This is a genomic window from Sorangiineae bacterium MSr11367, from assembly GCA_037157805.1.
GTDB lineage: Bacteria > Myxococcota_A > Polyangia > Polyangiales > Polyangiaceae > Pendulispora > Pendulispora rubella.
In genome coordinates this window covers 5,405,515-5,427,087 of the sequence record CP089983.1, presented here as the reverse complement: position 1 = coordinate 5,427,087, position 21,573 = coordinate 5,405,515, and the positions used below count along the sequence as shown (strand labels likewise).

The window sequence follows — 21,573 nt, the reverse complement described above, 5'->3', positions numbered from 1 at the left end:
AGAAGGAACCGCCAGGACGCCAGGGTCGCCAGGGGGTGGACGGCGAGGTTCCTTCTTCTTTTGTTTTTCAGCGCGGAAATCGAGAACAAAACACCAACGCCAGAGCCCCAGTGTCGTTTCACACTGGCGACCCTGGCGTCCTGGCGGTTCCTTCTTCGCTTTACGAGTGCGTCAGCTGGGGCACTTTTGGACGCAGTCGTTCATGTCTTTGATTCTCGGCATGAGGCACGGCTTCATGCAGGTGGAACAGGCCTCGCTCGGCTTTTTGTCCTCGGGCGGGCAGTCCTTGCGGCAGTCGCCGCCCATACACTTTTTGACGGCGCCCTCCTGCTTGTCCATGCAAGCCTTGATGCACTGGTCGCGCGTCGGGAGCGCGCTCGCGTCGGGCGCGGTGGTCGCGAGGGCCATCGTCGACAGGATGGAAGCGATGGCGAGGGTGATGGCAAATCTCGATTTCGACTTCATTTCTCCTCGTACGGTGGCGTGAATTCCTCGGGGCGGGCCCCCAATTCGCCCAGCGATACGAGCGTACCATCTTCGTCCCGGCCGTTCGCAAGGACGATCTGGATCCCACCCTTCATGTAAATGCGGTGCTTGGCTTGGTCGATGTCGTTGTTCTCGCCCCAGCCGAGCGGCGTCCAGCCCGCCTTGCTCATCTCCGCATCGTAGAACGCGCGCACCTGATCTTCACTCGCCGCGCTGCGGTACACGTGTGCACCGAAGGGCGAGCCGGCAATCTGCGCGGACAAGAGCCGCTGCGACTGCGGCGGACGCGGAATGCCCGCCGGATCCGTACCGGCGGCATCGGCCGTGCCCTCGGGCGCAAACGAATCGATGCGGAAGCGATCGTCCGTCCAGGCCGTGAAGACGCGCACGCGCCCGCCACCGGCGTCCTTGACGTAGACGTAGCGCATCTTGCCGAGCGCCCCCAGATCCTTCGTCTGCTCGAACGTCTGCAGCGACTCCATCATCGTCTTGGACGAGTTCTGGCCGCGCATGAAGCAAAGCACCGAGCCTTCGTCGGTCTTTTCCGCGCGGTACACGCCCATGTCGAACGAGCCGCCGAGGCGCGACTTCACGTTGAGCGGCTCCGGCCCCTGCTTCGAGAGATCCGACCACTCTTTGCCAAGGCTATCTTTGCTCGTGCGGCAGAACGACTCGTACGAATCGAGCACCTCGTGCACGCCCTTCTTGCTCGTGCCCGTGGCCAAGGTCATGTGCTCGCCGTTCAACGTCAGCGCCGTCGGCTCCTTGATGTACTCGGACAGCGGCAGCATGTCGCGTCCGAGTTGGAGCGTGCTCTCCGAGATCCCGGCGTGCGCCTTGTGCGCACCGAAAACCCCGGCCGCGGCAGCCAGCACCGTGACGTACGCCGCCACGCGGATCGTCCCACGCGCAGCACCGAGGCCCTTCGAATTTCGCCACGCCATAAATCTCAACGCGATCATCTGTCGTTCTCCCGACCTTAAAACGGCTTCATCGACGTGAAGATGTTCTTGCCGAACTCGAACATGCCCGCGAGGCCCTCGGGCACGTGCTTCTCGTTGCACATGCAATACGACGTGTGCGTCAGCTGCTTGCTCCAGCCCTTCGACGTGCGCCCCCAGCCATGCGCGTCACCGTGCGCTTCGCGGTTCTCGACGCCGAACACCATATTCAGCTTGCTGCCCGTGCCACCGCTGCTCTGTGCCTGCGGCGCTTTGCTCGCCCCGCCGCCCGCGCCCAGGGCGCCGCTCGCACTGCCGTCGTTCGGCGTCTCTTTGCCGTCGCAGGCGCGCGAGGCGTACGTCAACACCGCGGCGCGTGCCTCGTACATCTTGGTTTCCTTCACCTTGTAGATGTCGTGAAACCAGAACATGAACCCGAGGAACGTCACCATCACCGGCATGATGATCCCGGCTTCCACCAGCGCCGCACCGAGCTGGCTGCGTCGCCGGCGAATCCGCGTCGATACTCTATGGGACACGGTCTTCATGACTCTCCTCAGTGGATCGGCCTGTCGCCGTTCAAGAAGTTCTGAGCGTCCGCGGCGGCGTTGCCCGCGCCCGTTCGCGTGAAGAAGGGATTGCTCGCCACGCTGCCGAGCCCACTCGAAATCGTCGACCCGGCGCCGGTGCCGCCCGCGAGACCGCCCGCGAAGCCGGTCAAGCTGCCCGACATCAGGATGCCCGTCGCCGCGCCGATGAACTGATTGCCGAACGACGGCGGGTGGGTCAGACGGAGGCGCGCCCTCCAGTTCATCGAGAACGACGCGTTCTTGTCGTCGCCGTCGTAGCACTCCTTGTCGGTCCACGCTTTGGTGCAGTCGAAGAAGTACTCGGCCTGCGAGAAGTAGATCTTCTTGTCCGCCTTCTGCGAATCGACGCTATGCCCCTTGTTCTTGGACATGCTCACCCGCTGCTCGGCGCGGCCGACTTCCTTGTCCTCCACGTTGACGACGAGGCCCCACATCTGGAAGTAGTCGCTGCCGTTCTTCACCGCCGAATCGGGATTGACGATGTGGATGTCCTTGTCCGTCCACGGCGCGCCGTCGTAACCGATGCCGAACGCCGCATCGGGATCGTCGGGGGAGCGGATGCTCAAGTAGTAGCCCACCAAGTCGAGACCCCAGCCCGCCACCGTGCTGGCCGGCGCCGGCACGTACGACTTGATGACGCCCTTCACCTTGGTGAACGTGCGCTCGCAGAGGTACTTGTTCTCCTCGCGCTGCACGGGCAGGCCAATCGGCTTGTCGCTCTTGTTGATGCTCTTGATGGGAACGATCGAGGGCGAAATCACCGCGCCTTGCAGGTTGCCGCTCGTCGTTTGGTAGTTCTGAATCAAGGTGACGGCGCTGGCCTCGGCGACGACGGGAAAGCCCATTTGGACCGCGTCCTCGAGGAAGCCCATGGCTTTGAATACGCCCTTGAGCGCCTTGTTGTACGTCGTCGCGACCTTCGCGATGGCGTGACCCATCTGGCAGGCGACCTTGCCGATCGCCGCGAGGGGCGGGGGGATCGGGCTGCCGAGGCAGGAGCTGCCAATCCACGTTCCCCAGCCCGCGGAGAGGATGCCCGCGCCAATCACGATGTCGGCCAGCGTCGCCAGGAGCACGTAAATGCTGGCCAGCGCGAACATGATGAGGTTCAACGCGGAGATGTAATTCATCCCGCGCGCATGCACCGTCGCCGCCGAGAAGGCCGCGTGGTCCGAGGCCTCGACGGCCTTGTCGCGCAGGATGATGGCGTCGCCGATTCCGAGGATGAACCACAGGGAGCCGATGAGCGAAATGGCCATGAAAAGGCCGATGATCATCACCGCGCCCTGCTGATTCTGCGCGAGCCCCTCCCGCGTTTTCCCAGATGGAGACGACATGGCAAACCCCCTCGACATGACCATTTCCATCACTGATCCCCGCATCCGGTGGCGTTGTCGTAAGCCGCGCCCTGGTGGGGCAGCGTGATCGTTTCTTTCATGGTGACGAAGCCGAAGCCCGAGCAGACGAGGCGCTTGCCCATCGGCACGTTGCACTTGTACTTCGCCTTCACCTCGGTCTTCACGTCGCCGAACTTCTCGCCGCCGTTGTACTGAGGGTTCACCTCGGGCGAGGAAAACGTGTGCTGCCATGCGCCGCCCCCGAGGGCCGCGGTGAACGCGTTCTTCGGATCATCGGGGCGGCGCTTGTCGAGATCCTTGCCGGGGTTGCACGGTTCGACGGTGACGATGGCCGCGCGCGCGGCTGCAAAGGCGGCGTGCTTGAACACGAGATGCGCGGTGTAAATCCACCCGACCTGCGTGAAGCAAAGGAAGGCGGTGGCCATCGGCATGAAGCCGATTAAAAACTCTACAGCCACGGCACCTTTTTTTGTCTTTCGCCAACCTTTTGACGCAACTCATCCTGCCCTCCAAACGAGCATCCCGGCTCCCCGTCCCATCGATGTTGCGGCGGCTCGAAAGCCCGCCGTTCTACGGCGTCGGTTTCAGCATGGCCTCGCGGCCCGCGCGGTAATCCTTCAGCATTTTCACGCCGCCCGTCGTGAGGCCGATGACCGTCGGCACCGCGACGAACGTCACGAGGAGTGCGTATTCCACTGCGATTGCCCCCAATCGGTTCTTCCGGAACTTCGAGAGCTGCCCTTTGTCGATCCGCATCGCCGTCTCCTCTTCGTACTGAGCTATTTCTTTACACAGGTCGTGCCAACGGAACTTCTCATATAACAGCGAAAATTGTGGTCGAGCCCGCACCACAGATATGAGATTTACCGAGAATTTCGATGGCAGGAGAACGCTGCGCGAGCCGGATCGCGATGGATCCTATGGCTGGTGCCTCGTTCATCCACCCCACCGATAGTTCGTCCCGGTCCATTTTCTCTCTCCACAAAAGGCGGCATCCCGGACTCACGTCCGTGAGCCGGGCTCTGCCAGCATTCCTTGTGACGTACCTCCCGCGAGCGCGCAAGTGGCGCCGGGAAGGGGGAAGTAGGGAGATTGCCTACTTCGGGGGAGGACACTTCTTATGGCAGTCGACGATCTCCTGCTTCTTGGGTGCCAGGCAGTTCTCCACGCACGACTTGCACCCTTCCTCTTTCGACTTCGCGCCCGCGCACTTCTCCTTGCAGGTGCCGGTGCCGCACGCGGTGGCGTACTCGTTGAAAAGGGAGGTGCAGCGCAGACGGCACTCGGCGTACGCCCTTCCCGACGCACCCGCCTGATCGCCCTGGGCGGTTCGAGGCTGGGTTGCAAAAAGGACGGAGAGTGAGAGGGCCGCGACGATCGTCGTGAGGATCTTGGAAACGTTCTTGTTCATGCCTGTTCCTGTTGCCGCTCTCATTTGCGTGCGCCGGTCAGTTGGAGCGCCGGGCCCTCGAGCTCCGCGGTCGCGTTGGGCGCGCCGACTTCGCCGATGGAGACGATGGATCCGTCGCCATCGGGCTTCGTCGAAAGCGCGATCTGTGCGCCACCTTTGAGGTACATGCGGTTCATCGCCTTGGCGTCGTACATGTCATTGGCCCACCCGAGGGGCGTGTAGCCGTCCTTCATCATTTCGTGGTCGTAGTGCTCGCGAACCTGCTCCGGCGTGGAGGCGCTGCGGTAGATGTGCGCGCCGAACGGTGCATTCCGAAGCTCCGCGGCGAGCAGCCGCTGCGCGTGCGGCGGACGCGGGATGCCCGCAGGATCCGAGCCCGCGGTGTCCTGATTGCCCTCGGCCATGAAGGCGTCGAGCCGGAAGTGGTCGTCGGTCCACGCCGTGAAGACCATCGAGTTGCCGCCCTTCGTGGTGGTCACGTACGCGTAGCGGACCTTGCCCAGCGAGCCGAGATCGTGCGTCCGCTCGAAGGACTGCAGTCCCTCGAGCAGGGTCTTTTGCGACTCGGAGCCGTGCATGAAGCAGAGGACCACGCCCTCGCCCGTCGCCTTCTCGGTGCGGTAGACGCCCATGTCGAAGGAGCCGCTGAACTTCGAGGCGACTTGCTTCTTCACGTTCGGGTCCTGGTCGATCAAGTTCGACCACTCCTGGCCGAACGACTCCTTCGACGTGCGGCAGTACGTTTCGTACGCATCGAGGATGTCGTGCGCCTTCTTGTTGCTGATGCCCGTGGCGAGAACCATGTTCTGCCCATTCAAGGTGAGCGCGGTCGGCTCCTGCAGGTAGTCCTTGAGCGGCATCATGTCCCGGCCGAAGTTCAGCGCGGTCTCGGCGACGCCTGCGTGTGCGTTGTGCGCGGAAAAGGCGAATGCGACACCCATCAACGCGGCCATGTACCCGCCCAGCCGGCAGAAAGAGCGCAGCTTCGAACCGTATTTGCTCTTGCCCCAAGCCAACATCGTTACGATGAACATGCGATTATCTCCTGGGCTCCTAGAGCATGCCTTTGGCCAGACCGATGCCGAAGGGCAGCAGGTCGAGCAACCCGCCGTCGAGACGGCGCTCGTTGCACATCGAGTACGAGTCGTGGTTCAGCGTTTTGTTCCAGCCGCCGGTCGTGCGGTACTTGCCGGAGGCCTTTCCCTCGGCATGCTTCGATTGCACGTTGAAGGCGAGGCTCAGTGCGCTGTTGACGCCGCCGCTCGCGCTGCGGGCCTTTTGCGCGTCGCCGTAGAGGCCATTGGCGCTGCCGTCCGACGGCGGCGGGGAGCCGCCGCACGAATGCGAGGCATACGAGAGCATCTGCCCGCGCGCCTGGAGCATGACGTCCTGCTTCACTTTGTAGATGTTGTGAAACCAGATCATCATGCCCAAGAAGGTCACCAGGAAGGGCATCACGATGAGCGCTTCCACCAGCGCGGCGCCCCGTTCGTTCGTGTGAGACTTGGATCGCTTTCTCATGGTGGCTCTCTCAGTGAATCGGCTTGTCGCCGCCGGTGAGGAAGTTCATCGCACTGTCGGCGCCTTGGCCGAAGCCGGTGCCGGTCATGGGGCCGGACAATGCGCCGTTTCGAACCTTGTCGATTGAATCGGCCATCTTCTGCGCCGCCGGGTTTTCGCTCATCTTCGCGGCCATGAAGTCCATGGGGTTGCCGCCGGAGAGGGCAAAGCTCGAAAGCAATCCGATGGCCTGGTTGCCGAACGAGGGCGCATACACCCGGCGCAGGCGCGCGCGCCATTGCATGGAGAACGACGCGTTCATCAGGTCGTCGTCGAAGCACTCCTTGTCGGTCCAGTCCTTGGTGCAGTCGAAGTAGTACTCCGCTTGCGAGTAGTAGATCTTCTGCTTGGGCAGCTCCTGCTCCGTGCTGTGTCCCTTGTTCTTGGACATGCTCACGCGACGCTCGGCGCGGCCTTTCTCCTCGTCCTTCGTGCCGCCGATGACCAAGCCCCACATCTGCATGACGTCCGTGCCATTGCCGGCGCCGTCGCTCACCACGTGGACGTTCGTGTCATCCCAGTCGCCGCAGCCGATGCCAATCATCGTGTCCTCGGAGGGGGTGTTGACCACGTAGCCTTGGATCAGATTGATGACGAAGCTCAGGAACTGCGCGGCCGGCGGCGGCACGAACTCGTTGATCTTGGCCTCCACCTCGTTGAACGCCTTTTCGCAGAGGAAGGAGTTCTCCATCTTCGTCAGCGGCAGGCCAATCATCGTTGTCTCGGCTTTGCTGACGCAGGGGATGAGCGAGGCGCTGAGCATCATGCCGCTGTACGGCTTGTATTTGCTCACCACGTTGACGGAAGCGGCTTCGGCGGCGATGGGCATACCCACCTGGATGACGTCTTCGAGTGCGCCGATGCCCATGAAGATTTTCTGCAGAACGTCCGAATACTTCTCCGCGACCTTCGCGATCGAATGCCCCGTGTTGCACACGGCGTTCGCGATGCCGGCGACGCCGGGGATGAGGACGGCCGGACTGAAGTTGAACAAGCAGGACTTGATGATGCCCCAATAGGAGAACCCTCCCAGGGCACCGACGGCGATGAGCACATCGGCCACGATGCAGAGCACGACGTAGATGACCGCGAGCGCGAACATGATGAGGTTCAGCGCCGCGACGAAGTTCATACCGCGCGCGTGCACGGCGGCGGCCGAAAACGCCGCGTGATCCGCGGCCTCGATGGCCTTGTCGCGGATGATGATCGCGTCGCCGATGCCCATGATGAACCAGAGCGACCCGATGAGGGAGATGGCCATGAAGAGGCCCATCACCATCACCGCGCCATTCTCGTCCCGCACGAGGCGCGGCCGATTCGACGACTTCGAAGAGTTGAGAGCGTTGAGGGGGAGCGTCATCGTCGACATGGTTACTGGCACCCTCCTGCGTTGTTGTAGCGCGCGCCCTGATGCGGCAGCACGACGTCCTCTTCCATCTTCACGTAGCCACCGGTGCAGACGATGCGATTGCCAAGCGGAACGGAGCACTTGTAGCGCGCCGTCGTTTTCGTGTGCACGTCGCCGTATTGGTCGCCGCCGCCATAGGAGGCTTCGGCCTCCAAGCTTGCAAACTTGTTCTGCCACGCGCCGGCGCCGAGTGCATCGTGCGCGGCATCCTTGACGTCTTGCGGGTCGCGGCGCTTGTCCACTTCCTCACCCGGATTGCACGGCCCCACGGTGGTGATCGCCGCGCGCCCCGCTGCGAGCGCAGCGTGTTTGAACACGAGGTGCGCCGTGTAGAGAAACCCTACTTGGGTAAAGGAGAAGAATGTGATTGCCAGTGGCATGAATGCGAGTGCGAACTCGACGGCCACAGCGCCGCGTTTCTCCGCGACCAATGTTCGTAAGGTTCTCATCGTGACACCTGTCAGTTCGGTTCAGGTTTGGCCTGGTTTGTTTTGCTTCGGGATTTCGTCAGCGTGTGGCTTGCGTACTTGGTCCAGAAATCGTCGATCGGAGGCAGCAAATTCCGCGTAGTTGGCCCGCGCGGTGCGGAGGGACACGTCGTTCGCGCCACCCTCGAAGTCAGGGTCTTCGAACTGCACGCCGTCGTCTTCCCAATGGCACACCGGGCAAACTTCGAACGTGTTGGGCGGCGCTTCGGAGAGGGTGAGGTTTCCGCAGCAGGGGCAAGGGTGATTCATTTTTGCTTGTTGTAATAGGACTGGCCGGCGCCTGGCTTGAAGAGCGTCGAGATCTTGCCATTGGCCGCAACGACCGCGAAGGAGTTGGTCGACGGTTCGTAGTACGCCGTCTTTCCACCACCGAGGGGCTTGCTCTGGATACCGGGCCCGCCATGGGTGATGCGTGAGGCCTCGTTCGCATAGTCGGTGGCGGTCGTGCCAGGAGGGAACTCGTTTTTGTGCTTGTTCCAATGGCCGTTGAAGTTGTTGTTGCCGCTGCCGGCGGGACCGGCGTTCCAGTTGTTGTTGCCCCATGCGGGCGTGCCGGGTGCGGGGCCGGCGGGCGGCGGCGGGGCCGGCGGAGGCGGGGGCTTGGCCGACGGAGGAGGAGGTGGCGGCGGCGGCGCAGTGGTCGTTGCCGGCGGCGGAGGAGGAGGCGGGGGTTTCGCCGACGGGGGAGGGGGTGGCGGCGGCGGGGTCGTCGTTGCCGGCGGAGGCGGAGGCGGGGGCTTGGCCGACGGAGGCGGCGAGCCAGGGGGCGTCGTCGACGGACCGCCGGGCTTCGGCTTCTTGGAGGGAGGGGGCGAGGAATCGCTGTCGCTGTCGCTGTCGTAGTCGACGAGCGGGCGCTTGCCGCCGCCGGGATCTCCGCGATCGGTCGTGCCAGGAGGATTCTTGCCGTTGTTGTTACCCCCGTTGTTGTTACCTCCGTTGTTCTTGCCGTTGTTGTTCTTACCGTTGTTCCCGCTGTTGCCCCCGTTGTTCTTGCCGCCCTTTCCTCCTTTACCGCCCTTTCCTCCCTTGCCAGGGCCCGACCACGAGGGGCCATCGAGCTGACATTGGTTGTGGACGAGGACCGAGGCGAGTCCGACGAAGTACGTGTGGTCGATATCGACCTCGAAGTTGTAAACCGTCGCCTCTTGAGCGACCGGTACGACCTTGGTGACCCGAACCTCGCGCCCGCTTCGATCGAGCAGCGGTTCATTCGGTACCAAATCACCTGCAGGCACCCACCCGCGGTCCAATGTAAAGTAAGGGTGCTCCGGTGTGGACTCTACGCGCTCGCGTTCGCCATTGACGGTGAGAATGCGAACGTCGACCAACGAGCGTGCGCCCCGCACGAAGGTGCGCACGACCGGGCGCGCGGCGACGACGCCGTCGTTCTCGTTCTGTGCGAGCACCATGTCGCCGGCTTCCAGGCTCTCGATGGGCCGGTTCCCGGAGGGGGTCGCGACCAATGTGCCTGCGACGAAGCAGTTTCCAGGGGCCGTGCAATGCGGCCGTTTGGAAGGGGAGACAACGTTGTCAACCTGACTACACTCGTCGCTCTCGCGGGTACCCAGTGCGACGGCGTTTCTCTCGGCGGCTCCCAATGCGACGACGGTCGTCTCCGGAAGGAAGAACCCTGCGGTGACGAGCGACAGCGTGACCAGGAACACCAGGGAGTACTTCAGCGCAGAGATTGCGCGCGCCCACGGGTGGGGTCTCGTGTTTCTCACAGAGAAGTCGCAGAGCAAGGTCAGTGCCCACTAGTAGACCTCGGGAAATCTTGGTGTTGAGACACTTATTGATTGGAAATAGCGATATTCGAACTTGAGGACTCAGCCGGGCCCACATGGGCTCTGTATGAACAAAAACCTGTCCGTGACCCCGATCGCGGTCAGCGCTTCCGCGGCTCGACTTCCCGGACGGGTGGCAAACGTTTGCGTCTCGCTGGATCCTAACGGACCGGATCGCTGCGATCAGGTCACGATCGACCCTCTCGACGGGCTCGACATGTCCCGAAATTGGGTCGTGATGTCTTTGAATCGTTCCATTGTGTGAATCTCTATTTTGCAATCTCGCAATTCCAATTTCGAATATCCAATATAACGGACGACCGCTTGGACGTTACCAAACGTGACGCCATGGCATGCATCGCCCCGGAGAACCCCCGAGTGTGCGCCGAAGTGCTCCACGTATTGTTCCCAACGTGCACCACAGAAAGCCGCATTCGCGACCTTCTGGAGGACGCACCGCGCGACTATGTGCACACGCGATGGACTTCCAAAGAATCGCGTGCGCCGCTGCTCTTTGCTTTGCCCTGGCTCCCGCCGCGGGATGCGGTGGAAGCGCCCGAGTAGGCCTCGCCGGGAAGAACTTCTACGCCACCTGGGACAATGGGCGGAAGTTCCTCCTGGAGTTCGGACCCGACGGCAAGACGCAGCGGTACACCGGCGTCGTTGGCAAATCCAACAACGAGACCGTCGACATCGAAACGGTGGCCGTCGCCCCGGATATCTACATGGTGAGCTGGGTCGAGTCCGACGGCTTCACCGTCACCCGCGTGGACAACCTCGCCACGATGACCTCGCAGGCCTATTGGTCCTGGGACGAGAAGGGCAGGCGGGTGGGCAAGCTGCACGCGGGCAAGCTCGAGCCCACCACCATGACCCGCGAGCGCCTATTCCACGAGAACCCGGCGCTCGAATCGAACCCGCCCGACCCTCCCCGTTAGGCGCTGGTTCAGGGGGTGAGCGTGCCTTGCGTGGTGCAATCGGTCTCCGTCTTGCCCAGGGTGGGCGAGAGGAGGCCCGCGATGGTCGCCGCGCCGGTGCGCGTGTTGATGCGGATCCGGCCTGCGCCACCGCCGCCACCCCCCGCACCGCCGCTGGCGCTCGTGGCCTCGCTCGTGCCGATGCCGTCGACGCCGTTGAGGAACGCGCCCGCGCTGCCGTTGCCCCCGTGGTTGTCCGTCTTCGACTTGCCGCCCTTCGCGGCGGCGACGTCTTGGCCCGCCCTCTGGGTGGTGCCATTTTCGCCGTCGTGCTCGTCCTCGGTGCCCCCACCGCCGCCGCCACCGCCGTTCGCGGCGAGGATGCCCGCGATGTCGACCTGCCCGGCCTCGAGCAAGATCGCGCCGCCGCTCCCACCGCCGGAGGCTTGATCCTTGGAGTCGTTGTCGGCGCCGCTCCGGGCGCCGCCACCACCGCCCACGTTGATGGTGCCGCTGGCGCCGATGGCAATCGAGTTCGCCGCAACGAGCTGAATGGCCCCGCCGCCCGCGCCGCCCGATACGATGGCACCGGCGCCGCCCGAGGAGCCGCCGACCAGGGGAATCAAGGTCAGCGTGCCGTATTTCTGGCCGCCCGACGCCGCAACGCCGTTGAGGCCCGCCTGTGCGGGGCCCTTGCCACCAATGCCGCAGAAGGAGCCGCCGCCGCCGGCGTTGCTGTCCGCTTTGCCTCCGGCGCCGCCGCCGCTGCCGACGCCGTTTTCATTGGTCGCCTTGCTCGCGGCACCGCCGGCGGCTTGCGTGTAGCCGACGGCCGCGGCATCCAGGTGCCCAAGGATCTCGATCTTGTCCAAAGCCACCAGCGCAATCGGGTATTCGCCCGTGGTCTTCACCGTCACGTTGGCGTTGATGCGGAACGATTTTGCCAGGTAAACGCCGACCTTTTGGCCGCCGCCGGTCTGCGACACCACCGTGAACTTGGTGATGTTCGCCTCGGAGCAGGGGTTCTCGTCCTCGTCGCTGCGGAGCGTGCAGTCACGGTCGGCGACGAAATCGCCCAGCCCCGTGACGTCGATGGTGCCGAGCGACAGATTCGACGGCGTGAAGCCGAGCTTCGGCGGGTTGGCGCTGGGCGCATCCTCGCCGCTTCCACCGTCGGAACCGCCGTTGTTGTCGTTCGACGACGAGCAGCCAGGGGCCGCAAAAGCGATCGCTGTGAACGCGCCCAATGCAAGGGCCGAGAGAAGAAGGGTACGCATTGGCGCATTCTTAAACTTTTTTGGCGCGCCCTGCACCTTTTCGACCCACGCCGCGCGACCTTTCGACCTACGGCCGTGCGACGATGTCGTCTGGGCTGCGCGGATCGATCTCGTAGTGATCCGCGTATTGGCTGCTGAACCCCGTGATGCGCACGGATTGCCCCAGGTGCAGGCTGCTCATCGCGATGCCCGTCTGCACGTTCACGAAAACGACGACGTTGCCCGAGCCGTCGTTGACCTTGAATTTGAAGCCGTAGGGCGCATCGTCGATGGGCCCCTCGGTGATCGTGCCCGCCACGCGAACGATGCGCGCCTCGGTGGACTCGCCCACGTCCGCCGTCGCGATGCGCTCGGGACGAGTGGCGGGGCCGCCGTGGTGGATTTTTACGTCATCGGCCGCCGAGGGGACGACGACGAGCAAGCCCGAATGATCCTGGAGGATGCCGGTGACCCGGGCCACGTCGTTCGGGGCCGTGTTCACGTTGGTGGCGAAGCTCACGTAGATGCCCGCCGTGGCATCTTGCAGGCCGAAGCCCTTGTCGCCGAAGCTCGATTCGAAGGCGCCCGAAGGGGTCGACACGGACCCACGCACGGTGACCTTGCTGCCGAGCGGCAAGGTGCGGGCCTTGGCGATGGAGAAGGAGGCTTGCGCTTCTTCCACCGCGGCGGCCTGCGCAGGGGCGGTGAGGGGCGCGAGCAGCGCAAGGGGGACGATGACGGCGAAACGCGACAAACTCGAAAGGGCGCGGTGCATGGCGCCTACGAATGTGCCCGCGATTCGAGAAGCGTCAAGGTGAAGGTCCGCGCGATGCGTCCGTCGCGCAACACGCTGACGCGCGAGCGGCGGGCGACCACGTGATTCGGCAGCACCGTGTGCAGATCCACATCGAAGCGGTTGTCCGTCACGAAGAGAACCTTGTCCGCCGTTTGCCAGCGTGCGCGCGGCTCCCACGTGTCGAAGTCGTCACGGATCGGCGTCGCACACCCCACGCGCACCTCCGCACCGAGGCCGGCGTGGATCTGGGAGCAAACGACCCAGTGCGGCCCCAATACGACGAAGTCGCCGCGGCCAGCCTGCTCCGTCACCGTATCGCGGATCGAGATGAGGGCATCCTTCCAGCCGTAAAGCTCGTTCGAAATATCGTACTTCGGATCGGCCTTCAGCGCCGCCGGCAAGATGCGCGTGAAGTTCGGCACGAGCACCCACGCGTGCGCCGTCGCCGTGAGGATCGCCGCGACCCACACCGCCGCCCGCGAGAAACGCGGACGCGACCGAAAGAGCGAGCCATCCTCGGTCGCGCCCTCGAAGCGCCGCGCGAAGTGGAGCGGCAACGCGAGAAGCGGGGGCGCCAGCCAATGCGGCTCGGCGACGCGGCTCCAGAGGCAGAGCGGCAGCAAGATCACGAAGGGCAGGGCCGCGCTGCGAAAGAGCATGCCCGCGAGAACGTCGTCCTTGCGGTGGCGGAACAAGTCGATGGCCGCGACCACCGCCAGCACGGCCAGCAGCGGTGACACGTAGAGGAGCTGCCCGCCGAGCACCTTGCCCACGTTGAGGAGCGACGGTCCCGAGCCGGCCTGTGTGTCGACGAAGCGATGGTGCACCATCGGCCAGCCGGTGCGCGCCTCGAAGAGCACCACGGGCACGAAGGCGATCGTCCCGATGACGAGTCCCGCCCAAGGCCAAATCGTCTTGGCGTGGCTGCGCGCATCGCGCGAGGCATAGGTCCACACCAGCGCGGCGAGCAGCAAGAGACCACTGACCTTCGCGGTCGCCCCCACGCCGGCGAGCAGCCCCGAGGCCACGAACGACGCCGCGGCGACGCCGCTGGACGGCTTCTCCGTGAGGCCGCGCGCTGCCAGGCCGAGCGAAAAGATCCAAGCCAGCGCCAGGAGCAAATCCGGCGTCATGGCGAAAAGACCCACGCCGATCTCCGGCGTGACGGCCACGGCCAACGCCGCGGCGAAGCCACCGTTTTGCGAGGCGCCCATCGTTCGCGCGGCCGCGTACACGATCCAGGGAAAGAGCGTGGCCATCAGCGCCGTCACGAAGTGCGCAGCGAGCGGTGTCGGCACCGTGCCGCTCCCGATGGCCCGTGCAAAAAGCCCCACCAGGCCCGGGTGATCGAGGTACGCCGGCGCGGGGTGCAGCGCGTACGAGGCATAGAGCGCCTCGCTGTCGCCGAAGCCTATCGTCTTTGCCGCGTAGAGACGCGCGACGAGCAGGAGCAGTGAAAAAGCGAAGAGCGCGAACCGCGTGTTCTGGATGAACGAGTCTTTTTTCACGAGAGCCAAGGCGCGAGCATGCCAGCCACTTCCTTCGAGGGCGAGCGCGGCAGGCCCAAAATCGCTTCCACCTCGTCGCACGCCTTGAGCAGCTCGCGCCGGCTGTTGAGCGTGGCGACCAACGCCTTGGCCACGCGCGGGACGTCGGCCTCGCGCTGCAAGAGCTCGGTGAAGGCGGTGCGGCCGAGCAAGATGTTCGGCAGGGAAATGCGGCTCGTGGTGAGGCAGGTGCGGGCTACGAGCTCGGTCACCAGGCCCGTGCGGTACACCACCACCGGCACCGCGCGGGCGAGGGCCGCCTCCAGGGCGGCCGTGCCGGATGCGGAGAGCGCGGCGTCGAAGGCTCCGAGAACGGGGGTGGCGCCGGCATAGGCATCCACGGAGAAAATAGGCACGCGGAAGGCTTCCGCCACCGTTTCGGCGTAGGCCTTCGTCCGCGCGTCGAGGCTCGCCGCGAGCAGCACGCGCGCATCGAGGCTGGCGCGATCGCGGCGCACGCGCTCGTACGCTTCCAGCATGATCTGCAAGTGCGCCCGCACCTCGTGCGGCCGGCTACCCGGCAGAATCGCCACCGCGGACGCGTACGGCGTGAGCCCCAGGGCATCGCGCGCGATGCGGCGATCCATCGTCGGCGCCTCCCGCGCGGGGTGCCCGACGTAGTGCGCATCGACCCCGGCGCGCTGCCACAGGTTCTCCTCGAAGGGCAGAATCACCGCCATGCGATCGATCGCGCGCCGCAAGCTCTGCGCGCGCGATGCACGCCAGGCCCAGATCTGCGGTGCGATGTACCAGAGGACCCGCACCCCTGCGGCATGCAGCCGCCCAGCGAGCAGCGTATTGAACTCGCTGTAATTCACCAGGAACGCGGCCCGCGGCCGCAGTTTTCGCGCCGCGCTCACGATGCGCGCATGCGCCAGCGCAATCGGCACCGCCCGGGCGGCCACCTCGGAGATCCCCAGCGCGGTGATCTGCCGAAGGTCGGCCACCAGGCTCACACCGGCGGCCTGCAATGCAGGTCCGCCCAGACCGAACGCGCCCACGTCCCGACCGGGAACGAGCTCCGTAAGCTCGGTCATCACGCGTGCAGCTGCGCGATCTCCCGACGCTTCTCCGGCAACGACGAGCAACCCCCCGCGCGTGCCGCGGCTGCTCATTCCCGCCGGTGCCCCTTCATGTCTCCCGGCGGCTCCGTCGCGACCTTCGCGCCATACCGAGCGAGAATACCAGCCCCAAGGCCGCGAACATGCCCGCTCCAGGCCCGGAAGCTACGCCGGTCGACCCGATCGAGCACCCTTTGTTGCTCGGATTCGCCTCGGCGCATGCCGTCGAAAAGCCATGCCGCGCCTCGGGATCGCACGGGCCGGCCGCAACGAACGTGCCGCCATCGCCGGTCACGCGGCGACCATTGGTGTACTCGCTCGTCCCCGAAATGTAGGCGCTGCAGATCCCGTTTTTGTCGTCATCCGCCAGATCGCGCATCTTCGTCGAACCGGGCGTGTAATGCGCGTACATCGTCGCCTCGGGATCGCCCGAGTGCGCCAGCCCGAGGAAGTGGCCCGCCTCGTGCGTGATGATGCTGTCGAAGTCGTACCCGTTGGGTGGAACCGGATCGAGCGACAGCGTTTGATCCGCCGTGTTCAGCTCCATGTCGGCGTCGAAGATCTCACCCGTGTTCGGGTCGAACACCACGGTGGTCAGGCCCAGCGTGTTGCTGCTGTCCGTGTGGTCCCAGTTGGTGTCGCGAAAGACGATGACGTTCTGGTTCTTCGCCTCTTTGTTGTACCGAACCTCGGAGCAGTCGACGTCCTCCTGCTGCTTGAAATTCAGGGTCACCTTCGCGGTGCCGCTCGTGCGGGAGCATTGGACGTCCGACCACTTCTGGAAGGCATTGCCAATGATGTTCTTGGCGGTGTTGTACGGGAGCTGCCGGGTGCCGTTTTTCTGCAGGCTCCAACCGACGCAGCTGCTCACCCAGTAGAGCGGGCGCCCCACCGTGCAGCATTGGCCCGCGGAGATGTTGCACCCCGAGATCAGCCCGTCCGTCGTCGTGCGGCAGTAGGCGTCTGCATTCGAAGCCGAGAAAGTCAGCCCCGCAAAAACCGTGGCGCCTGCGACGAGAAACCCCAGACCCCGCACCAGACCGGCATTACTTCGCATGCAACCGTCCCCACGCGGCTGCAACGGTGCGAATCGTTTCGTCGAGCTGGTGGCCGACGATGGCATCGCGCGCGAGAACGCGCGGCGCCTTGGACGATGCAGCGGTTGGAGGCGGCGGGAGAACGGCGCCATGACCATTGCCGAGGAGGAGAACCTTGGTCTTCTTGGCGGAATCGCTCGCGACGGCGTACTGCCCCTGTCCGCGCGACGTCACCATGTAGAGACCCGGGAAGTTCGGGTCGGGGCGAATGAACAGCAGGGTGGGCTCGCCGACGTGAAGCACCGCTTCACCGTCGACCGTCTGCCCGACATTGCCAATCACGCCACCCACGGTGACGACCCACGCTTCGGCGCCGGTGCCCAGGTCACCGGCAATCGCGTTGTCGACCTTCACCCTCGTATAGGTGTAGATGCGGCCCTTTTCCAAAGCAGCGTATTGCTCGACGGGCGTCATCACCCCGGCGCTGACCGAGTCTTGTACCAGCGAATCGAACGCAACGCTGATGGAGACCGAAGCCTCTGCATCGTCCGTCGCGACGGTCGACAGGAATCCAAAGCAAGGGGCCAAAGCCAAGGCAACAATCGCCGCGCGGCGCGCGAACGACGATCGAGTGCATGTCATGCGTTCGACCTTAGCACGCTCAGAATCGGAGGAAAGCGCAGCCCCAATGTATGCCTGCACCCAGGGCGAGGATCATGGAGAGCTGACCGCGCTTTAGATTTCCAGCCCGCATCTGTTCATCGATCAAGATGGGGAGGGTGCCCGCGCTGGTGTTTCCGAATCGGTCGATGTTGGACGGAAGCTTCTCCGGCGGAACACCGAGCTGGTCTCGGATGTATTCGTTGATGCGGCGGTTCGCCTGGTGGGCGAGGAACCAGTCGATCTCGTCGATGCCGACCTTGTGCTCCTCGCACAGCGCGCGCGCCGTCTGGGGCAGTTTGGTGACGGCGAAGCGAAAGAGTTCGCGCCCGTCCATCCGGGGGATGTGGGCTTCTTCCTCGTGGCTATCTTCCCGCCAGTAGGGGCGCGCCCTGAAGCCGCCGCCGGGCACGTAGAGCAACTCGGCCGACCGACCGTCGGAATGCAGCTTCATCCCGCGCAGGCCCGCCTCGCGATCCGTGGCGCGGAAGACCAGCGCGCCCGCGCCATCGCCGAACAGGATGGCCAAGTTGCGGTGCTTGTCGACCTTGGCCTTGTCCTCGACCGAGGCCTCGCGCCCCGTCTTGGGGTCCAAAGCACCCCAGTCCTTCCAGGGCATGAAGCCGGCGTGCGCCTCGGCGCCGACGAAGAGGACCGTCTTGGCCGCGCCCGTTTGGACGAGGCCGTCCACCATCTGAAGGCCGAACAGCATCGCCGCGCATTGCTGCCGCAGGTCGAGCGCCGGCGTGCCCGCGATGCCCAGCTTTGCACCGAGCAGTGCGCCCGATCCCGGGAACACGTAATCGGGGGTCATCGTCGCAAAGACGATGTAATCGATGTCCTTCGGCGTGAGGCCTGCCGCTTCGATGGCCCGCTTCGCCGCTTCGTATCCCAGATCGCTCGGGCCTACTCCGTCGGGGGCGTAGTGCCGCTGCCGAATTCCGGAGCGCTGGTAAATCCAGTCGTCGGACGTGTTCATCACACGTGCGAGATCATGGTTCGTTACGGGTTCGCCCGGCACGTAGTGTCCGGTGCCGATGATCTCGAATCCAATTTTCGCCATCCGTTTGCGCGGGATCTAGCCGAGCCCACGGCAAATGGCGAACGCTTTCGGGGTCATGACAATGGCATGACAGTCAGCCGTCGCGACGCGTCAACCCGAGCACCGTCAAATCCTCGTCGGAGCGGCGCATCACCAGGCGATCGCCGATGGCCACGTCGTGGACGATGTGCAGCCCGTCCAGGAAGGCTTTTCCTTCGCGAATTTTACAATGAATCGAAATGGTTCCGCCGTCTTCGACGAGCCCGATCGGCAGGCGCAGCGATGTGCCGAGCCTTACGTAAGCTTCGCGCACGACGAACTGGAGCTTCGTTGACGCGAGGGGCAACACGTGGCCACCCGCACTGCGTTGCGCCGCGGTCGAGCCCGCGGGCGGTCCGATCCAGAGCCCGCTCGAGCGTTGCTCCTCCTCGATGAACTCGCCGTTCGCCTGCGTGAGCCGCAAAATGTAGCGGGTCGTCGCGGCCGGGCACGCATGGCAAAAGAGCAGCTCGTTGAGCACGCGTCGGTGGATGACCGCGTCGTTCAACTCGACCTGCATGCGCGCGAGTTGCACCGCGGGCAAGGTGCCCTCGAAGGCGGCGCGCAGCGTTTCGAGCACGTTTCCTTTGGCGGCGGCGCAGAAGAACCCGACGGAGCTTTCCGGCGCGCTGTTGACGCCCAGAAGCGGAATCCCCGGCCCGATTTGATGCGACGCCGCGAGCAACGTCCCGTCGCCGCCGACGGTGAGGACCATGTCGATGCCCGCCACCGAAAACGGAGTGCGTGGCCCCACCTGCAGGGTGACCTCCGCCCCGAGCGAGGTCAGCGCATCTTGGACCTCGCGCATCGTTTCCTCGTGGGCTTCGTGCGAGCGGCGCAGGCGAAGCACCGTGGGATCGCCCTTGGCGATGAGCCCCTGGATGCGCGCATCTTTCTGCTCCTCGACGAACGTGCGGTACGACGTGCGCTTCGAAAGGACCAGCACCCGCTTCTTCACGTTTGGTCTCCCCACAGGCCTGTTCACGTCGTACGTCATTTATGGCCGGATCACGAGCTCGGCGAGCCTTCGCAGCGCAAGTTCGGTCTTTCCGTCCGGCAGCAGCCCTTGGCGCGCGAGATCCAGCGCTTCCCGCAGCGGAATATCGAGGATGGTCGCGTGGCGTTCGAGCGGCGAGCCGTCCTCGAGGGGCGTTTGCCGAGCGATCGGGTCGATTTCCACGTGGAAGAAGATCTGGCGCTCACCGATGAACCCGGGAGCAGGATAGATCCACGGCCCCAATTCGTGCAGGTCTGCCGGGTCGACTTCCACACCGAGCTCCTCGTGAAGCTCGCGCGCCGCCGCCACCGGCGGTGACTCGTCCGGTTCGCGCAGCCCTGCCGGCAGCTCCCACAGAACCGGGGAGGGGGCGGGGTCGTCCCGAAACAAAATGGGCGGCCGCACCGAAGAGCGAAGGAAGACGTGAACCTCCCCAGTTGGGTGGGTGTGGTGCGCTAGGATGATGACCGCATCGAGAGCACGACGCCGCACAAGGTCGTAGCTAAACGGCTCGCTCGTGGTCCCGTTGGGAAAATCGGCCACGAGTCGATGGCGTTCCACCTGAAGAAACGGGGGCGTGGTGTGGGGGGAGTCTTCGGGGTCGACACGGATCTGAATCGCAGGCGGGAGCATTCGGACCATCATGGTAGATGTAACATTTCACACGCATTCACCCGTTTTCTCTGTCCCGTAAACATGCCCATCCCCGCGCCCGTGCCCGATCTTCTTCGGATTTCGGGGACGGGCAGGGGCACGGGCACGGGCAGGGGGCTCCCTTGATGCTCTTTCCGGACGAGCAGCACCCCTCGGCGATCGGCGGATTCGAGGTTCTCGAGCGAATTGGCTCGGGCGGCGCCGGAAAGGTGTACCTTGCACGCAGCAAGGGCGGGCGGCTCGTTGCGGTGAAGGTGCTGAGCGACAACGCCCGGGCAGATCCCGAGGAATCGGCAACCTTGGCGCGCGAGGCGTCGCTGTGCGTTCGGCTGTCGCATCCTGCCATTGTCCAGGTGCGCGCGCTCGTTCAAGAGGAGGGCGTATCGGCCCTGGTGTTCGACTACGTCGAGGGCGTGGCGATGGGGCGGCTCTTGCGGTTTCTCTCGGGACGCGGCGAGCGGCTGTCGGATGTGGCGGCGTGGCACATCGTCGAGCGCATTTTGGCGGCGCTCGATTACGCGCACCACCAGACGCCGCCCATCGTTCACCGCGATGTCACGCCGGCCAACGTGCTGCTCGATTGGGCTGGGGACGCCAAGCTGACCGACTTCGGTATGGCGAAAATGCTGGGGGCCGCCCCGGAGACGCAGCTCGGGTTGATCAAAGGGACCTTGGGCTGCATGGCCCCGGAGCAGGCGCGCGGCGATCCGGTGACCGAGCGCGCCGATGTCTATGCGGCGGCGCTCCTGGCGTGGCGCCTCGCCACGGGGTTTGCTCCCTTCGGCAAATACCGCAACGATGAGGTGGAGATGCTTCGCGCGATGAAGAATCCGCGGATTCCGCCTCTTGCTGCACTGCGGCCGGATCTGCCGCCGCCGCTCACCGACGCGGTGGCACGTGCGCTGGAGCCCGATCCCGAACTGCGCAGCATCACGGCAGAAGAGTTCCGCCGGGCGGTATCGACCCACGTGAACACGGAACCAGGTCGCGAGGAGCTTGCGGTGGTGCTTGCCGCCGTGCGCGAGGATCTTGCACGCCCCACGCCCATGGGCGGATTCAACATTGAAGGCGACCAAGGGGCCAGCACCGGCAGCGGCAGCAGCCAGGGCGGCGTTCCCACAAAGGAGGTCACGTCGAGGTATTCGGATGTGGCGGTGGAGCGGGACGCCATCCCCGGCGAAGCCGCCGTCGAACCCGTGGCGTTGAAGCCTTTTTCGCCGGATTTTTCACCGGAGAAGGTGCCCCCCATCACGGGCATCGCGCCGGCGTTGGTGGTTCAAGAGGCGCTTCGACGGGACGACGATCCGGGGCCGCGGCGTTCGTACCCGAGCCTCTCCGCGCAGGCGGCCTCGCAAACCACCGCGTCGCGCCTTTCGTTGAGCGGCATCGGCGGGATCGGTGGCAACCTGCGCACACGGCGGCGTCGCGCACGGTCGCAGGTGATCCTCACGCTGGTCTTCGTGGCGTTCATCTTTTTCGTGGTGGGCTTTGCCCTAGGGCTTGCCATGCATCGTTGAGAAAATTCGTTACATTCAAGG

General features: G+C 64.8%; 24 protein-coding genes. 2 read left to right on the top strand and 22 right to left on the bottom strand.

Annotation, left to right across the window (positions count from 1 at the left end; genetic code table 11):
• Positions 1 to 171: 171 nt before the first annotated feature.
• From LVJ94_21120 to LVJ94_21060, 13 genes are all read right to left on the bottom strand, one after another.
• Positions 172 to 465 carry a hypothetical protein gene (locus tag LVJ94_21120; protein ID WXB09718.1) on the bottom strand — a complete coding sequence of 98 codons (294 nt, stop codon included), beginning with the start codon at positions 463 to 465 and terminating at the stop codon, positions 172 to 174.
• Positions 462 to 1,448: a hypothetical protein gene (locus LVJ94_21115; protein ID WXB09717.1), complete on the bottom strand. Its 987-nt coding sequence runs from the start codon at positions 1,446 to 1,448 to the stop codon at positions 462 to 464. The genes LVJ94_21120 and LVJ94_21115 overlap by 4 nt, the downstream gene beginning before the upstream one ends.
• 17 nt (positions 1,449 to 1,465) lie before the next feature.
• Positions 1,466 to 1,975 carry a pilus assembly protein gene (locus LVJ94_21110; protein WXB09716.1) on the bottom strand — a complete coding sequence of 170 codons (510 nt, stop codon included), beginning with the start codon at positions 1,973 to 1,975 and terminating at the stop codon, positions 1,466 to 1,468.
• Positions 1,976 to 1,983: 8 nt separating this feature from the next.
• A complete protein-coding gene (locus tag LVJ94_21105; protein ID WXB09715.1) occupies positions 1,984 to 3,354 on the bottom strand; it encodes a hypothetical protein in 1,371 nt (456 codons plus the stop codon).
• Between the two features lie 29 nt (positions 3,355 to 3,383).
• Positions 3,384 to 3,833: a hypothetical protein gene (locus LVJ94_21100; GenBank protein WXB09714.1), complete on the bottom strand. Its 450-nt coding sequence runs from the start codon at positions 3,831 to 3,833 to the stop codon at positions 3,384 to 3,386.
• A 112-nt stretch (positions 3,834 to 3,945) separates the two neighbouring features.
• The gene (locus LVJ94_21095; GenBank protein ID WXB09713.1) at positions 3,946 to 4,131 is read right to left on the bottom strand and encodes a Flp family type IVb pilin; all 186 of its coding nucleotides are present in this window, start codon (positions 4,129 to 4,131) and stop codon (positions 3,946 to 3,948) included.
• Between the two features lie 340 nt (positions 4,132 to 4,471).
• Positions 4,472 to 4,786: a hypothetical protein gene (locus tag LVJ94_21090; GenBank protein ID WXB09712.1), complete on the bottom strand. Its 315-nt coding sequence runs from the start codon at positions 4,784 to 4,786 to the stop codon at positions 4,472 to 4,474.
• Positions 4,787 to 4,806: 20 nt separating this feature from the next.
• The gene (locus LVJ94_21085; protein WXB09711.1) at positions 4,807 to 5,820 is read right to left on the bottom strand and encodes a hypothetical protein; all 1,014 of its coding nucleotides are present in this window, start codon (positions 5,818 to 5,820) and stop codon (positions 4,807 to 4,809) included.
• A gap of 19 nt (positions 5,821 to 5,839) precedes the next feature.
• Entirely contained in the window at positions 5,840 to 6,307 is a 468-nt protein-coding gene (locus LVJ94_21080) for a hypothetical protein (GenBank protein ID WXB09710.1), read from the bottom strand.
• 10 nt (positions 6,308 to 6,317) lie between these two features.
• Positions 6,318 to 7,706 carry a hypothetical protein gene (locus LVJ94_21075; protein ID WXB09709.1) on the bottom strand — a complete coding sequence of 463 codons (1,389 nt, stop codon included), beginning with the start codon at positions 7,704 to 7,706 and terminating at the stop codon, positions 6,318 to 6,320.
• 11 nt (positions 7,707 to 7,717) lie between these two features.
• Entirely contained in the window at positions 7,718 to 8,203 is a 486-nt protein-coding gene (locus LVJ94_21070) for a hypothetical protein (GenBank protein WXB09708.1), read from the bottom strand.
• Positions 8,204 to 8,224: 21 nt separating this feature from the next.
• On the bottom strand, positions 8,225 to 8,491 hold the full coding sequence (locus LVJ94_21065) for a hypothetical protein (GenBank protein ID WXB09707.1): 267 nt from the start codon (positions 8,489 to 8,491) through the stop codon (positions 8,225 to 8,227).
• Positions 8,488 to 9,909, bottom strand: coding sequence for a Hint domain-containing protein (locus LVJ94_21060; GenBank protein WXB09706.1), 1,422 nt, complete (start codon positions 9,907 to 9,909; stop codon positions 8,488 to 8,490). Before LVJ94_21060 ends, LVJ94_21065 begins: the two co-directional genes overlap by 4 nt.
• A gap of 599 nt (positions 9,910 to 10,508) precedes the next feature.
• Here LVJ94_21060 and LVJ94_21055 point away from each other — a divergent pair.
• Complete coding sequence (locus LVJ94_21055; GenBank protein WXB09705.1) at positions 10,509 to 10,967, top strand: hypothetical protein; 459 nt, start codon at positions 10,509 to 10,511, stop codon at positions 10,965 to 10,967.
• 8 nt (positions 10,968 to 10,975) lie between these two features.
• Here LVJ94_21055 and LVJ94_21050 read toward each other — a convergent pair whose 3' ends face one another.
• The 9 genes from LVJ94_21050 to LVJ94_21010 all read right to left on the bottom strand — a co-directional run bounded on the left by LVJ94_21050 (position 10,976) and on the right by LVJ94_21010 (position 20,026).
• Entirely contained in the window at positions 10,976 to 12,223 is a 1,248-nt protein-coding gene (locus LVJ94_21050; GenBank protein WXB09704.1) for a hypothetical protein, read from the bottom strand.
• Between the two features lie 67 nt (positions 12,224 to 12,290).
• Positions 12,291 to 12,977: a hypothetical protein gene (locus LVJ94_21045; GenBank protein WXB09703.1), complete on the bottom strand. Its 687-nt coding sequence runs from the start codon at positions 12,975 to 12,977 to the stop codon at positions 12,291 to 12,293.
• A gap of 5 nt (positions 12,978 to 12,982) precedes the next feature.
• Positions 12,983 to 14,506 carry a glycosyltransferase family 39 protein gene (locus tag LVJ94_21040; GenBank protein WXB09702.1) on the bottom strand — a complete coding sequence of 508 codons (1,524 nt, stop codon included), beginning with the start codon at positions 14,504 to 14,506 and terminating at the stop codon, positions 12,983 to 12,985.
• Positions 14,503 to 15,660 carry a lipid-A-disaccharide synthase gene (gene lpxB, locus LVJ94_21035; GenBank protein ID WXB09701.1) on the bottom strand — a complete coding sequence of 386 codons (1,158 nt, stop codon included), beginning with the start codon at positions 15,658 to 15,660 and terminating at the stop codon, positions 14,503 to 14,505. Before lpxB ends, LVJ94_21040 begins: the two co-directional genes overlap by 4 nt.
• A 16-nt stretch (positions 15,661 to 15,676) precedes the next feature.
• Entirely contained in the window at positions 15,677 to 16,663 is a 987-nt protein-coding gene (locus LVJ94_21030) for a matrixin family metalloprotease (protein ID WXB09700.1), read from the bottom strand.
• A complete protein-coding gene (locus LVJ94_21025) occupies positions 16,653 to 17,285 on the bottom strand; it encodes a hypothetical protein (protein WXB09699.1) in 633 nt (210 codons plus the stop codon). The genes LVJ94_21030 and LVJ94_21025 overlap by 11 nt, the downstream gene beginning before the upstream one ends.
• Before the next feature lie 19 nt (positions 17,286 to 17,304).
• Complete coding sequence (locus LVJ94_21020) at positions 17,305 to 18,366, bottom strand: ketoacyl-ACP synthase III (GenBank protein WXB09698.1); 1,062 nt, start codon at positions 18,364 to 18,366, stop codon at positions 17,305 to 17,307.
• Positions 18,367 to 18,439: 73 nt separating this feature from the next.
• Complete coding sequence (locus LVJ94_21015) at positions 18,440 to 19,342, bottom strand: NAD(+)/NADH kinase (protein WXB09697.1); 903 nt, start codon at positions 19,340 to 19,342, stop codon at positions 18,440 to 18,442.
• Positions 19,343 to 19,381: 39 nt separating this feature from the next.
• Complete coding sequence (locus LVJ94_21010; GenBank protein ID WXB09696.1) at positions 19,382 to 20,026, bottom strand: NUDIX hydrolase; 645 nt, start codon at positions 20,024 to 20,026, stop codon at positions 19,382 to 19,384.
• Between the two features lie 134 nt (positions 20,027 to 20,160).
• Between LVJ94_21010 and LVJ94_21005 the strand changes: the two genes are divergently transcribed.
• The gene (locus LVJ94_21005) at positions 20,161 to 21,552 is read left to right on the top strand and encodes a serine/threonine protein kinase (GenBank protein WXB10740.1); all 1,392 of its coding nucleotides are present in this window, start codon (positions 20,161 to 20,163) and stop codon (positions 21,550 to 21,552) included.
• Positions 21,553 to 21,573 lie beyond the last annotated feature (21 nt).

Bases quoted from the DNA above. Each gene is read 5' to 3' on its own strand.
- LVJ94_21120 (WXB09718.1), bottom strand. From the start codon at position 465: ATGAAGTCGAAATCGAGATTTGCCATCACCCTCGCCATCGCTTCCATC.
- LVJ94_21095 (WXB09713.1), bottom strand. From the start codon at position 4,131: ATGCGGATCGACAAAGGGCAGCTCTCGAAGTTCCGGAAGAACCGATTG.
- LVJ94_21080 (WXB09710.1), bottom strand. From the start codon at position 6,307: ATGAGAAAGCGATCCAAGTCTCACACGAACGAACGGGGCGCCGCGCTG.
- LVJ94_21075 (WXB09709.1), bottom strand. From the start codon at position 7,706: ATGACGCTCCCCCTCAACGCTCTCAACTCTTCGAAGTCGTCGAATCGG.
- LVJ94_21115 (WXB09717.1), bottom strand. From the start codon at position 1,448: ATGATCGCGTTGAGATTTATGGCGTGGCGAAATTCGAAGGGCCTCGGT.
- LVJ94_21110 (WXB09716.1), bottom strand. From the start codon at position 1,975: ATGAAGACCGTGTCCCATAGAGTATCGACGCGGATTCGCCGGCGACGC.
- lpxB (WXB09701.1), bottom strand. From the start codon at position 15,660: ATGAGCAGCCGCGGCACGCGCGGGGGGTTGCTCGTCGTTGCCGGAGAA.
- LVJ94_21005 (WXB10740.1), top strand. From the start codon at position 20,161: ATGCTCTTTCCGGACGAGCAGCACCCCTCGGCGATCGGCGGATTCGAG.
- LVJ94_21105 (WXB09715.1), bottom strand. From the start codon at position 3,354: ATGTCGTCTCCATCTGGGAAAACGCGGGAGGGGCTCGCGCAGAATCAG.
- LVJ94_21030 (WXB09700.1), bottom strand. From the start codon at position 16,663: ATGCGAAGTAATGCCGGTCTGGTGCGGGGTCTGGGGTTTCTCGTCGCA.
- LVJ94_21020 (WXB09698.1), bottom strand. From the start codon at position 18,366: ATGGCGAAAATTGGATTCGAGATCATCGGCACCGGACACTACGTGCCG.
- LVJ94_21085 (WXB09711.1), bottom strand. From the start codon at position 5,820: ATGTTCATCGTAACGATGTTGGCTTGGGGCAAGAGCAAATACGGTTCG.
- LVJ94_21070 (WXB09708.1), bottom strand. From the start codon at position 8,203: ATGAGAACCTTACGAACATTGGTCGCGGAGAAACGCGGCGCTGTGGCC.
- LVJ94_21025 (WXB09699.1), bottom strand. From the start codon at position 17,285: ATGACATGCACTCGATCGTCGTTCGCGCGCCGCGCGGCGATTGTTGCC.
- LVJ94_21065 (WXB09707.1), bottom strand. From the start codon at position 8,491: ATGAATCACCCTTGCCCCTGCTGCGGAAACCTCACCCTCTCCGAAGCG.
- LVJ94_21055 (WXB09705.1), top strand. From the start codon at position 10,509: ATGGACTTCCAAAGAATCGCGTGCGCCGCTGCTCTTTGCTTTGCCCTG.
- LVJ94_21045 (WXB09703.1), bottom strand. From the start codon at position 12,977: ATGCACCGCGCCCTTTCGAGTTTGTCGCGTTTCGCCGTCATCGTCCCC.
- LVJ94_21010 (WXB09696.1), bottom strand. From the start codon at position 20,026: ATGATGGTCCGAATGCTCCCGCCTGCGATTCAGATCCGTGTCGACCCC.
- LVJ94_21090 (WXB09712.1), bottom strand. From the start codon at position 4,786: ATGAACAAGAACGTTTCCAAGATCCTCACGACGATCGTCGCGGCCCTC.
- LVJ94_21050 (WXB09704.1), bottom strand. From the start codon at position 12,223: ATGCGTACCCTTCTTCTCTCGGCCCTTGCATTGGGCGCGTTCACAGCG.